Raw genomic sequence first — 12517 nt, forward strand, 5'->3', positions numbered from 1 at the left:
ATGAACACATTTCATTTTTCAACCGATTGGGCAACATCTCTGCTCATCCTTGCAAGTATCCTTCTTCTTATCCTGTGTTTCATTCTCTTCTTCGTTAGACGAAAACGGGAGAAGACCCAGCCGAAGGAAAATCCCGCGTCGGAATCAGTCGTTAGGGATCAAGAAGAGGCCCCGGGTTCCATCGAACAGAGCGAGAAGATTCCGGACGAAGAACCTGTCCAGATTGTTCTCACCGAGAAGGTCGCCCGAGTGGAAGAGATAATACCTTTGCCTCCTGTCTCCATAAAACGAGGCGCTGTCAAGCCCGATTTCCGAAAAACCTTCCTGCATCCTACGCCCTTCCAACGACGAGGCAGCGTCTATCTCAGTCTGGAGACCAAGCGACGGATTCACAGTGTCGTTCAACGGATTGGCAAAGGGAATCTGACCGTTACGGATTATGTCGAGAACATCATGAGACATCATCTTGATCTCTATCGGGACGACATCAACCGCATCAATCGAGCCCGGAATTTCAAGGATCTGGTGTAAAGATGGGCTTCCCGAGTTCCCTTCTCGAACGAATTGCTCGATGGTTTCGGCCGTGGCTTCCGCAGCGGTGGAGAAAGTCCGCAGAATCCCGGGCTGACGGGTCGAACGACAAGGTCGATTCGGAGCAGGCCGCCGAGCCTCGCCGGAGAGAAACACCGCTGCTGATAATTCCGAAACACTATGCTGTTACCGGCCATCCGCGGCCTCGGAAGGCCATCCCGGCACCTGCGGAATCAAAGCCCGAAGATGCTGCTACATTTGTTCCGCCCCCGGCTGAAAAGCCGGCCTCGATGCTGGGCTGGGGCGAGCTGATCCTCCAGGGTCCGATCCGTGAGAACGGCGAGACCGTAGAGCCGCGGGAGCCCCGGCCGCCGCTGCAACTTCCGTCCCTGCAGAGCAACGGCGAGCTGCACGATCCGGAGGTACAGGCGCTGCTCCGGAGCGCCGAAGCGGGGGAGCGTGTCCTTGCGCCGGATGTTACGGAGGAGGAGCGTCGCGAGATTGAGAATTTTGACCTGCGAAACTATGTATGACCCTCAAAAAAAGAATGCACAATGAACTGGAATCGGGATTACGGCTAACGTCCGAATGATTTGCTGCGGGAAGCAACCGTTTGCTTCCGTCCGGTCGCAGACTGCCTCAAAAGGCGGGCTGCGGCCTTTTTCACACCCATAACCAAACCGCAAAACCGATGAAAAAAAGCGCAATCTTCTTGATACTGATGCTCCCCGCATCGCTTGCCTCCTTCGCACAGGGCAACGGCATGGCCGGAATCAGCGAGGCGACCAACATGGTCACCTCCTATTTCGACCCGCTCACCAAACTGATCTTCGCCGTGGCCGCCGTGCTGGGACTGGTGGGCGGTGTCCGCGTCTACTCGAAGTTCAACAGCGGCGATCCCGACGCCTCGAAGTCCGCCACGGCGCTCTTCCTCTCGTGCGTCTTTCTGGTTATCGTCGGCACCGTCTTACGCTCCTTCTTCCTCTGACATGGCACAGTACACCATCCACAAGGGTGTCGACCGACCCGTCGAGTTCCAGGGGCTGACCTCGCACTATCTGATCCTCTTTGTTGCCGGGCTGCTGGGCATCTTCCTGCTCTTTGTCATCCTCTACGCCGGAGGGGTTCCGCAGGGCATCTGCATCCTCTTCGCCGTCGCGGGCGGCAGCGGCCTCACCTGGGCGACCTTCTATCTGAACCGCCACTTCGGACCTCACGGTCTGATGAAGCTCCTCGCCCTGCGGCAGCATCCGCGCCGCATCATCCACCGCCGGAGTGTGCGCCGCCTGCTCGAACGTCGAACCTTACCCAAACGCTGATACCATGCGAGGAACCCTGAAAACTTCGACCCTCGAGTCGAAATTCCCGCTGCTGGCCGTCGAAGGGAACTGCATCCTCTCGAAGTTCGCCGACGTGACGGCCGCCTTCCGCGTGACGCTCCCGGAGCTCTTCACCCTGACGGCCGAGGAATACGAGGCGCTGCACGCCACCTGGGTCAAGGCGCTGAAGGTCCTCCCGGACCACACCGTCGTCCACAAGCAGGACCTCTTCATCGAGGAACGTTACGAAACACCCGATCCCGAGGCAGAGCGCACGTTTCTCTCCCGGGCCTATGAACGTCACTTCAACGAACGCCCCTTTCTGCGCCACACCTGCCACCTCTTCATCACGAAGAGCACCCCCGACCGGCTGCGGCAGACGAGTGCCGCCTCCGTGCTGTGCCGGGGCTTCATCATCCCGCAGGAGATTCGCGACGGGGAGGCCGTGACCCGTTTTCTGGAGAGTGTCGCCCAGATGGAGCGCATCCTGAACGATTCGGGGCTGCTGCGGGTCGACCGCCTCACAGAGGCGGAGATCGTCGGCACGGATTCCGATGCGGGGCTGCTGGCCCGCTACTTTGCACTCTCGGACGAGCGGCAGGCAGCGGTCAACGAGGACATCCGCCTCGACCCGGGCATGATGCGCATCGGAGACAAGCTGCTCTCGATGCACACGCTCTCCGATCTGGATCTCCTGCCGCAGAGCGTCGCGACGGACTTCCGCTACGAGCGCCTTTCGACCGACCGTTCGGAGTGCCGGCTCTCGTTCGCGGCCCCCGCGGGGCTGCTGCTCGGATGCTCGCACATCTACAACCAGTATCTCTTTCTGGACAACCACGACGAGACCCTCAAGCGGCTCGAAGCCCGGACCCGCAATATGAACTCACTGGCGAACTACTCGCGCGGCAACGCCCTGAACAAGGAGTGGATCGACCTCTACCTGAACGAAGCCCATTCGCAGGGGCTGCGCTCCGTACGATGCCACTGCAACGTCGTGGTCTGGGCCGAGAGCGAGACGGAGCTCAAGCGGCTGCGCAACGACGTGGGGTCGCAGCTCGCCACGATGGGCTGCACGCCCCACCACAACACGGTGGACGTGCCGGTGCTCTTCTGGGCCGCCATCCCCGGCAACGAGGCCGACTTTCCCGCCGAGGAGAGCTTTCTGACCTTTCTCGAACAGGGGGTCTGCCTCTTCAACGGCGAAACGAACTACCGCTCGTCGCTCTCGCCCTTCGGCATCAAGATGGCCGACCGGCTCACGGGAGTGCCGCTCCATCTGGACATCTCGGATCTCCCGATGAAGCGCGGCATCACCACCAACCGCAACAAGTTCATCCTGGGGCCCTCGGGCAGCGGGAAGTCCTTCTTCACGAACCACATGGTCCGCCAGTATTACGAACAGGGGGCCCATATCCTGCTCGTCGATACGGGAAACTCCTACGAGGGGCTCTGCTCGCTGATCCACCGCACGACGCGGGGACGCGACGGCATCTACTTCACCTATACCGAGCAGGAGCCCATCGCCTTCAACCCCTTCTACGTCGAGGACGGGGTCTACGACATCGAGAAGCGCGAGTCGATCAAGACCCTGCTGCTGACGCTCTGGAAACGCGAATCCGAGGTGCCGACGCGCGCGGAGGAGGTGGCTCTGTCGAACGCCGTGAACCTCTACCTCTCGAAGCTCAAGACGGACGATTCGATCCAGCCCTCGTTCAACACCTTCTACGAGTTTCTCACCTCGGACTACCGGCGGCTGCTGGAACAGAAGCACGTCTGCGAAAAGGATTTCGACCTGGCGAATCTGCTCAACGTGCTGGAACCCTACTACCGGGGCGGCGAGTACGACTACCTGCTCAACTCCGACCGGCAGCTGGATCTGCTCTCGAAGCGCTTCATCGTCTTCGAGCTGGACAACATCTCTTCGAACCGCACGCTGCTTCCCGTGGTGACAATCATCATCATGGAGGTCTTCATCAACAAGATGCGACGGCTGAAGGGCATCCGCAAGATGATTCTGATCGAAGAGTGCTGGAAGGCCCTCACCTCGGCCAACATGTCGACCTACATCCGCTATCTCTACAAGACGGTGCGCAAGTATTTCGGCGAGGCGGTCGTCGTCACGCAGGAGGTCGACGACATCATCTCCTCACCGATCGTCAAGGAGTCGATCATCAACAATGCCGACTGCAAGATCCTCCTCGACCAGCGCAAGTTCATGAATCGCTTCGATGCGATCCAGACGCTGCTCGGACTTTCGGAGAAGGAGCGGGCGCAGATCCTCTCGATCAACCAGGCGAACGATCCCCGCCGCACCTACAAGGAGGTTTGGATCGGACTCGGAGGCGTGCAGTCGGCGGTCTACGCCACGGAGGTCTCGACCGAAGAGTATCTCGTGCGCCCGTAAGGGGATTTGACAAATGTCGCTGTGGCAAGTGACTGGGCGTGAGTTTATAGGCCCATTAACAACCGACTTATCTGAAAGGGAAACCGGACAGGGAGTGCAGCATGTCGGTAAAGCCATAAGTCAGCCAACTATCAGGCTGCGACTGAATGGCAAGTTAAAAAGATAGATATAAGGATAAAGCCTGCATTGGTTGAACGATAGTCCGAGCAGTCGTATCCTTGGGCGGTGACGGAAGATAGTTATATACGTCACACTGCGGTACTACACCGATGACAGATAGCGGATGTAGCATAAACTGACCGCAGGGCAACTGCCATAAGCAGTAAAGGACGAAAGTCGTATCCGACAATCTATCGCGCCAAACAGTTGTCAAGTTCCTAAACGGGGATTGCCTAAACCGGAACGCCGCAAGGCTATTAGGTGTAGACCTATGAATATCCGGCATGGCAACGGAGCTTCCATAGTAGTCTGAGCAGGGTAACGCCCTGTACATGGCAAAGGGAAGCAGCTAATTAAGTTTAACAATTTAACGGAAAATGTGTGAGACATGAGAAATCCAGAGAATGTGTTAAACAGTCTGTCTAAACACAGCAAGGACTCAAACTACAAGTTTGAGCGGCTGTACAGAGTGCTGTTTAATGAAGAAATGTTCTATGCTGCCTACCAGCGTATTTACAGCAAGGCGGGCAACATGACGGCAGGAGCCGATGGGCAAACCATCGACGGAATGAGCATCGACCGCATTAAGCAACTGGTTGATAGCCTTAAAAATGAGACTTATCAGCCAGCTCCGTCCAAAAGGGCGTACATCCCGAAGAAAAACGGGAAAAAACGTCCGCTTGGCATCCCCTCATTCAACGACAAATTGGTGCAGGAAGTGGTTAGAATGATACTGGAAGCTATCTACGAGGGCAGTTTTGAGCATACCTCGCACGGGTTTCGGCCCGGGCGTAGTTGCCATACCGCACTTATCAGCATACAGAAGTCATTCACGGCCGTGAAATGGTTCATTGAGGGCGACATCAAAGGGTTCTACGACAACATCGACCATGATGTGTTGATAGGCATCCTGCGGGAACGCATCGCCGACGAGAGATTTCTACGGCTTATCCGCAAATTCCTGAACGCCGGTTACGTCGAAGATTGGGTATTTCACAGAACGTACAGCGGCACGCCGCAGGGCGGTATTGTCAGTCCAATACTGGCGAATATCTACCTCGACAAACTCGACAAGTACATCCGTGAGTATATCAACCGGTTCAACAAGGGGGAGATACGGAAAGGCAACGCTCAGTACAAGCTCTACGAGCAGCGGAGATACCGGCTGGCTAAGAAGCTGAAAAATGAGAAAGATGAAAAGGTAAGAGAACAGATGACCGCTGAAATCAAGCGGCTACGGGAAGAAAGGAACAAGTTTCCCGCGCGTAATGAAATGGACAGCAGTATCAAACGCATAAAATACGTTCGGTACGCAGATGACTTTCTGATTGGAATAATCGGTAGTCTGGAAGACTGCAAAACGGTAAAAGAGGACATTAAAAACTATTTGAAAGAGGCTCTTAAACTGGAACTGTCAGATGAAAAGACACTGATAACCAACGCACAGAAACCCGCCAAGTTCCTCGGACTCGACATTTTTATCCGTAGGAGCAATGATTTACGCAAGGATAAAAACGGCAGAACGGTCAGGGCGTTCGGACACGTCCCGGTCTTGTATCTGAATTTTGAAACGATGCGAAAGAAACTCTTTGACTACAAGGCCGCAAGAATAGCGGTCGTGAACGGCAAAGAGGTATGGAAATCCATCGTCAGAACGTACATGATCGATTTGGACGACCTGGAAATAGTCAGTCAGTTCAACGCCGAAATCCGGGGATTCTACAACTACTACTCGATAGCCAATAACAGCCCGGCCATCAACTCTTTCTATCACATCATGTCATACAGTATGTACAAGACTTTCGCAAGAAAGTACAAGTCGTCTGTTAAGAAAATCCTGACCAAGTATAAAAAGGGAGGGACGTTCAAAGTGGCATATGAGAACAAGAAGGGTAAAATGCTCTACCAAACATTCTATCACGAAGGCTTCCAACGCAAAAAAAATGCAGGGGCTACCTCATGCGACACTATCCCGCGGACAGTTACAATAACTGGTGGTCGTAACAGCCTGATGGAAAGGCTGAAACTCCAAGTCTGCGAATTATGCGGTGCTACGGATAAACTCGAAATGCACCACGTCCGCAAACTTAAAGATCTGACAGGTAAGTCCGATTGGGAGAAGAGAATGATCGCCCGACGCCGGAAGACGCTGGCGGTCTGCTCAAAGTGTCATGCAAAGATAGACCCTGACCGACGGATCAGACTGAATTAATTAGTGGAGAGCCGGATACAGGGAGACTTGTAAGTCCGGTTCGGGGGCGAGTGCCCGGAAACCTATCATAGAAATATGACAAGGCGCTGGGTACTTAGCCTACTGCTACACCACCGAGGAGCGGGAAAAGATGGAGGTGATGGCCAGGGCCGAGAAGCTCGGCGGCGACATCCAGGCAGCCATCCGCGCGCTGGCCCGCGAGCGGGAAGACCAAAATCTCATTAAAAATTCCCAGCCATGAAACAGATCCTTTGGAGCTGTGCCGGGCTGCTGCTGGCGTTGCTGGCCCTGCTCGGCGGATTCCGGCTCTTCTACGATTTCGAATACCACAAGATCCGCCCGCTGTGCGGCGAATGGCGTTCAACGCGGAATGATACCCGACTCGAAATCGACCATCGGGACGATGGCTTCTGGATTCGCATCCATCGCTACGATTCGCGGACCGGGCGTGAATCCTTTGAGAGGCACCCGCTGAAGTATGCCTCGTGCATCCATTACACAACCTATGGCGGTGCGCGTGTCGATCTCTTCCACACCCCCGGTTCCGATCTGCTGCTGGTCGTCCCGGGAGGTATTTTCAAACGCGATTTGTCCAACCTTCAAAACAACTTACCATGAGTAGTACCCCAAACATCACCCCCGCGGAGGCGCTCACGGCGCTGCGGGCCGAAATCCGGCAGCGCACCCAACTTGTGCGGCTCATCACCTCATTGCAGGAGGAGATTGCCTACGACCGCATCTGCGGATCGTGGCTCTCGACGGAGAACAACCTCTCGGCCTCGATCCGCCGCATCTGCACCCGGACCTACCGGATGCTGATCTTCGACAACACGCTCTGCTACCGGCGGCTGGTGCAGGATACCGTCATCACGGCCGAGCGTCGCACGCTGCTCTTCGGCAGCCGCGACGATCCGCGCGACATGAACCCCATCGAGCTCGACCCCGAGAGCGACACGCTGCTGCTGGGCTGTTACGGACGCTTTGTCGCGGAGGAGCGGGCCTGCCGGCGTGCGGAGCAGGAGAGCATTTCCGAGGAGTGTTTCACGGATCATGAACCCGAGGCATGAAGTGGCGTGAAGTATTCGAAGGGCTCTTTCGCCCTGCAGCCGGGGAGGAGTTCCAACAATGGGAGCCGACCCTGCAGCGAACAAGGCAGCTATTAGAGGCTCGGGACTTCCGGACGCTGACCGATCTGGTCCGGGAGCATCGCCACTCGGAGCTGCTGACGCGGGGTATCGGGCTGGAGATGATGGCGCGTCTTCCGCAAATTCTCACCTCGCCCGACGCGGCGGCCCGCCACGAGGTGCTGCAACTGATGGATGCCCTGCGCAGGACGCCCGCCATGAAGCACACGGGCCGGAAGTTGGCCAACCTGCCCGGAAATACCTCCCATCCGATCCACGGCGTGCTGGCCCTGCACACGCTCCTCGTGGATGCCTATCCCGAGCGACACCCCGAGAGCCGGATGCGGCAGCCGACAACCGGGGAGGTGCAGGCGGCCATGCGTCTTGTCGACCGGCTCTTCCGCACGGGCATCTTCCGCGAACTGTGCCGCATGACGGAAGTCCCGACCCGGATGCAGCCATCTTTCTATGTGGCCCGGCTCTACGGCTGGGATGTCGACTGCGAGATTCTGCAGGCCATGCGGCACGAGCGGGATACGGCGACGCCCGGAGCCGATCCGCGGCGGATGCAGCAGCTCCGGGAGGAGATCTTCCGCACGGAGAACCACCTGGTCCGCGGCGCCGAGCGCACCATCGAGGGGATGACTGAGATGTCCGTTCCGCGGAGTTATGTCAAGCGTCTCGAAAGCGAACTGAACACGCTGGGCTGGCTGGCCCGCGCTCCGGAGCGCATCGACGATCCGCACACAAGCCGGCAGTTTCTCGACAAATACGAGATCCACCCGGGCCTGCCCCCGGAGGCACAGCGTGCCGAGGCGGAGGCGGCATTCCGGGATCTCGATGCACGGCTTGTCCGACTGACGGGCCGCGAAGCCCGGACGCACGAACTCGACCTCCGCGTCGCACAACCGGAACGGGAGCCGGGGCGCACCTCCTTTCGCCGGGAGTACCCCGCCGTGATGCAGCCCGCCGAAGCGGCACCCCGCAAATTGAGACATTGAACCACCCTCAAAAAACGACCGAACCATGAAACCACACATTATTCTGCTCTGCCTCGGGCTGCTCCTGACAGCCCGGGCCGCGCAGGCACAATGGGTCGTCACGGACCCTACGAACCTCGCACAGGGAATCATCAACTCCACCAAACAGATCGTCGAAGCGGCCCGCAACGGCTCGACCCTCCTGCAAAGTTTTCAAGAGACCGTAAAGATCTACGAACAGGGGAAGCGATATTACGAAGCGCTGAAGGCGGTAAACAACCTCGTCCGCTCGGCCCGCAAGGTCCAGCAGTGCATGTTGCTCGTCGGGGAGATCTCCGACATCTACGTCAACGGCTATCAGCGCATGGTGGTCGATGACAATTTTTCGGCCGCGGAACTGGCCGCCATCGCCACAGGATATGCCCGCATCATCGAGGAGTCGGCCGGGGAGCTCAAGGAGCTGCAGGATATTGTCAACCCCACGGATATGTCGCTGACGGACAAGGACCGTATCGACGTGGTGGAACGGGTCTACGGCGTGCTGCGCCACCATCGGGATCTGGCCCGCTACTACACGCGCAAGAACATCTCCATCTCGCTGCTGCGCGGCGCCCGACGCAACGACCTCGACCGCGTGATGGCTCTTTACGGAACCGACGAACAACGATACTGGTAGCGATGGTACAGGCACTTTCCATTTCGGAGAACATCCACACGATTCTCCGCGTTCTCTACGACGACATGATGGTTCTCTGCTATCCGATGGCCAAAGTTGCCACGGCCATAGCCGGAATCGGGGCCCTGATCTACATCGCCTACCGCATCTGGCAGGCGATGGCCCGGGCCGAACCCATTGACCTCTTCCCGCTGCTGCGACCCATGGCAATCGGCATCTGTATCATGTTCTTCCCGACCCTTGTGCTCGGGTCGCTCAACGGAATCCTCTCCCCGCTGGTGCAGGCCACCCACTCGCTGATGGTCGGCCAGACCTTCGATATGCAGGAGTGGCGGCAGGAGTGCGCACGCCTCGAACAGGAGAGCCGCGAGCGGCTTCCGGCAGAGAGTTACTACACCGAGGATGAGGAGAAGGAGCGCGAGCTACAGGCTCTGGGCATCGACGAGCAGTCGCAGCAGACCCTCGACCGGATGCAGAGCGAGCGGAAGTCGTGGAGCTTCAAGGGGCTGATCCTGAAGGCCCTTACCGCGATCATGGAGCTCTTCTTCGCCGCCGCGGGCGTGATCCTCGACGTGCTGCGGACCTTCTACCTGATCGTCCTCTCGCTGCTCGGGCCCATCGCCTTTGCCATCTCGATTTTCGATGGATTTCAGAACACTCTGGTGCAGTGGTTCTCCAAGTACATCTCCATCTACCTGTGGCTTCCCATCTCGGATCTCTTCTCGGCCATCATCGCCCGGCTGCAAACCCTCTCTCTGCAGCACGATGCCGAGATGATGGCGCAGGACTACAACTGGTATTTCGACATGTCGAACAGCGTCAACCTGATCTTCATCCTCGTGGCCATCTGCGGCTATCTCTGTATCCCCTCGATCGCCTCGTGGGTTGTGCAGGCCAACGGCTTCTCCTCCTACAACCGGACCATTTCGCGCGCTACGTCGCTCGTGAGCGGCGGTGCCGGCTGGATTACCGGGAAGGTCTGGGCCGGGACCAAAAGCACGGTCGGAGCCGCCGGAAAGGGGCTGGCAACCGCAGCTCGCCTGATCCTCAAAAAGTAATCGCATCATGGAATTCAAATCATTGCTGAACATCGAAACCTCCTTCCGGCAGCTGCGCCTCTATGCGCTCATCTTCGCCGGGATCTGCGCCGTGGTGACCATCACGGCCGTCAGCCTCTCGTATGCCTTTGCCGAGCGGCAGCGCGAAAAGATCTACGTCCTCGACAACGGGCGCTCGCTCATGGTAGCCCTCTCGCAGGACCTGGCCCAGAACCGTCCCGTCGAGGCCCGCGAGCATGTGCGGCGTTTCCACGAGCTCTTCTTCTCGCTCTCGCCCGACAAGGCGGCCATCGAGTCGAACATGGAGCGGGCCCTGCAGATGGCCGACAAGAGCGCGCTCTCCTACTACAAGCTCCTGCAGGAGAAGGGATTCTTCAACCGGCTGATTGCCGCCAACGTCTCGCAAATGGTCCATGTGGACAGCATCCGCTGCAACTTCGACCGCTATCCCTACGAAGCCACGACCTACGCCCGGCAGCGCATCATGCGCGAGAACACGATCACCGAGCGATCGCTCGTCACGACCTGCCGGCTGGTCAACGTCTCCCGCTCGGACAACAACCCGCAGGGGTTTCTGGTCGAGGATCTGATGATCGTTGAAAATAAGGACCTGCAGACCTATGACCGTTAAAGCGTCTATCCAAAGCCGCGTGCGCTGGCTGCGACGACGTATCCGGCGCTGGCACGACCGACTCTCGCCCCGAACCCGGCGGTGCATCCTCCTCGGGATGTTTCTGCTGATGGTCGGGCTTTATGGGTTGCTGCTCTTCGGCCCGGCACCGCGATTCGACTTCGGGAGGATAGCACCTCCCTCTTTGGAAAACCTGAAATTTCGATAATCATGGAAGAGAGACAAAAAAACACTTCGACGCCCGATTCTGCCGCGGCATTCGAGCGTCAGCGAAAAAGGAAAGTCATCCTGGTGGCCGCGGTCGGGAGTTGTCTGGGCATCGCGTTCATCTGGTTCCTCTTCAAACCCGCGCCCACGATCGGCGAAGGGCAGGCTGGGATCAACACCTCGCTGCCCGACGGCAAGGCCCCGAAGATCGAGGGCGACAAGCGCAAGGCCGCGGAGCGCGTGGCCAGCGAGGAGCAGTCCCGCAACCGGATGATGACCCTCGGGGACAACTCCTTCTCGCTGCTCGATGAGGAGCTTCGCAATACGGAGCCACAGTCTCCGGCCGATGATCCCGTGCGCCGGGCTGCCGAGGCAAACCGAGCCATGCAGCAGCAGGCCCGGCAATTCTACGCCGCACCGCCGCGCAATGCCGAGGTCGAAGAGCTCCGCGAGCAGGTGGCCTCCCTGCAGCAGCAACTCGCCATCGAGCGGCAGCAGCCCGACCCGATGGAGGTGGCCGAAGAGCAGTACCGCCTGGCACAGCGCTACCTCGGAGGCGGGGCAGGGGTTTCAAGCGAGGCCGACGCCGCGAAGTCCTCGGGACGTTTCAGCGTCATGCGTCCCGTCCGCGAAGGCGACGTCCGTGCTTCGACCCTCAATCCGCGGATTGACTCCGCGCGGGAGCGCAACATCGGGTTTCTGACGGCCGCGGGCGTTCTTCCGCCAAATGAGGCTCCGACCATCCGGGCCTGCGTCGCGCAGACACAGGTCGTGCGCGTAGGTTCGACAATCGCTCTCCGGCTGCTGGAACCGGTACGCATCGACGGCGAGGTGATCCCCCGCAATACGCCGCTCTACGGCGCCGTCTCCGTAACGACCGACCGGCTGCGGGTGACGGTAACCTCCATCGAATACCGGGGACACATCTTCCAGGTGCAGGCCGAGGCGTATGATCTCGACGGGCAGCCGGGAATTAACGTCCCCAACTCCCGTGAACGGACAGCCCTCAAAGAGGCGCTGGCATCCATGGGGCAGACGGCCGGGACGAGCGTGAACATTACCCACTCGGCCGGGCAACAGCTCCTCGCAGAGCTGGCACGGGGCGGGATTCAGGCATCCTCCCGTTACCTCTCCGAGAAGCTCCGCGAGGTGCGCATCACTCTCAAGGCCAACCACCAGATTCTGTTAATCTCCAAAGAAAACTAAACGACAACAC

General features: G+C 58.6%; 13 protein-coding genes. All 13 read left to right on the top strand.

Annotation, left to right across the window (positions count from 1 at the left end):
* The 13 genes from B5G09_RS07010 (at position 1) to traM (ending at position 12507) form a co-directional block, all read left to right on the top strand.
* Positions 1-531, top strand: a complete 531-nt coding sequence (locus B5G09_RS07010) for a DUF3408 domain-containing protein (protein ID WP_087404618.1) — start codon at positions 1-3, stop codon at positions 529-531.
* Positions 532-821: 290 nt separating this feature from the next.
* Positions 822-1064, top strand: coding sequence for a hypothetical protein (locus B5G09_RS07015; RefSeq protein ID WP_087404619.1), 243 nt, complete (start codon positions 822-824; stop codon positions 1062-1064).
* A gap of 158 nt (positions 1065-1222) precedes the next feature.
* The gene (locus tag B5G09_RS07020) at positions 1223-1519 is read left to right on the top strand and encodes a DUF4134 domain-containing protein (RefSeq protein WP_087309038.1); all 297 of its coding nucleotides are present in this window, start codon (positions 1223-1225) and stop codon (positions 1517-1519) included.
* A gap of 1 nt (position 1520) precedes the next feature.
* On the top strand, positions 1521-1850 hold the full coding sequence (locus B5G09_RS07025) for a DUF4133 domain-containing protein (RefSeq protein WP_087404620.1): 330 nt from the start codon (positions 1521-1523) through the stop codon (positions 1848-1850).
* 4 nt (positions 1851-1854) lie between these two features.
* Entirely contained in the window at positions 1855-4254 is a 2400-nt protein-coding gene (locus B5G09_RS07030; protein WP_087404621.1) for a TraG family conjugative transposon ATPase, read from the top strand.
* A 547-nt stretch (positions 4255-4801) separates the two neighbouring features.
* The gene (locus B5G09_RS07040; RefSeq protein WP_087404622.1) at positions 4802-6625 is read left to right on the top strand and encodes a reverse transcriptase domain-containing protein; all 1824 of its coding nucleotides are present in this window, start codon (positions 4802-4804) and stop codon (positions 6623-6625) included.
* A 237-nt stretch (positions 6626-6862) separates the two neighbouring features.
* The gene (locus B5G09_RS07045; protein ID WP_087404623.1) at positions 6863-7243 is read left to right on the top strand and encodes a hypothetical protein; all 381 of its coding nucleotides are present in this window, start codon (positions 6863-6865) and stop codon (positions 7241-7243) included.
* On the top strand, positions 7240-7692 hold the full coding sequence (locus B5G09_RS07050; protein ID WP_087404624.1) for a hypothetical protein: 453 nt from the start codon (positions 7240-7242) through the stop codon (positions 7690-7692). The genes B5G09_RS07045 and B5G09_RS07050 overlap by 4 nt, the downstream gene beginning before the upstream one ends.
* Positions 7689-8750, top strand: coding sequence for a hypothetical protein (locus tag B5G09_RS07055; protein WP_087404625.1), 1062 nt, complete (start codon positions 7689-7691; stop codon positions 8748-8750). Before B5G09_RS07050 ends, B5G09_RS07055 begins: the two co-directional genes overlap by 4 nt.
* A 25-nt stretch (positions 8751-8775) precedes the next feature.
* Entirely contained in the window at positions 8776-9405 is a 630-nt protein-coding gene (locus B5G09_RS07060) for a DUF4141 domain-containing protein (RefSeq protein ID WP_087404626.1), read from the top strand.
* A gap of 2 nt (positions 9406-9407) precedes the next feature.
* Entirely contained in the window at positions 9408-10463 is a 1056-nt protein-coding gene (traJ, locus tag B5G09_RS07065; RefSeq protein ID WP_087404627.1) for a conjugative transposon protein TraJ, read from the top strand.
* Between the two features lie 7 nt (positions 10464-10470).
* A complete protein-coding gene (gene traK / locus B5G09_RS07070; RefSeq protein ID WP_087404628.1) occupies positions 10471-11094 on the top strand; it encodes a conjugative transposon protein TraK in 624 nt (207 codons plus the stop codon).
* A 210-nt stretch (positions 11095-11304) separates the two neighbouring features.
* Positions 11305-12507: a conjugative transposon protein TraM gene (gene traM / locus B5G09_RS07080; RefSeq protein WP_087404630.1), complete on the top strand. Its 1203-nt coding sequence runs from the start codon at positions 11305-11307 to the stop codon at positions 12505-12507.
* Positions 12508-12517: the final 10 nt, after the last annotated feature.

It is taken from the genome of Alistipes sp. An54 (assembly GCF_002159375.1).
Lineage (GTDB): Bacteria > Bacteroidota > Bacteroidia > Bacteroidales > Rikenellaceae > Alistipes > Alistipes megaguti.